Below are 532 nucleotides of genomic sequence, written 5' to 3'. Positions count from 1 at the left end.
CCCTTGGAGGGGGGTATGGGCGTGGTGCTCTGCTGGTGAAATGTTCCTTCTTTTGGGTTGTCCAGGAGAAGGAATGAAATGCCTGCGGAGAGATTGGCGATGCGGCGTGTCCGCGAGATTTTGAGATATCGATTTGAAGAGGGCCTTGGCCACAAGGCGATCTCGTACAGGGTCGGGGCTGCGCCCTCGACTGTGCGCGAAACGCTTCGTCGCGCGGAGACCGCCGGGCTGGTTTGGCCGCTTGGCGATGAGATCACCGACGCGGTCCTGGAAGCCGCGCTCTACAAGGCAAACGGGACGAAGACAGGGCACCGTCGCAGCGTGGAGCCGGATTGGGCTCATGTGCACCGCGAGCTGAAGCGCAAGCATGTGACGCTGCAGATCCTGTGGGACGAATACATCGCTCGCCACCCCGATGGTTACCGCTATAGCCGCTTTTGTGATCTATACCGGGGCTGGGCATCCAACCTGCCAGTAACGATGCGGCAGAACCATGCCGCCGGCGACAAGCTCTTCGTCGACTATGCCGGCG

General features: G+C 61.1%; 1 pseudogene. It reads left to right on the top strand.

Going from position 1 to position 532, the window contains the following annotated elements:
- Nucleotides 1-99 precede the first annotated feature (99 nt).
- Nucleotides 100-532 (top strand): annotated as a pseudogene (locus EOC06_RS38130) (IS21 family transposase); the annotation flags it as partial.

Source organism: Mesorhizobium sp. M7A.F.Ca.MR.362.00.0.0 (assembly GCF_004023175.1).
Lineage (GTDB): Bacteria > Pseudomonadota > Alphaproteobacteria > Rhizobiales > Rhizobiaceae > Mesorhizobium.
Note: the sequence above shows the minus strand (reverse complement) of the source record. Positions and strands in the feature narration are given on the sequence as shown.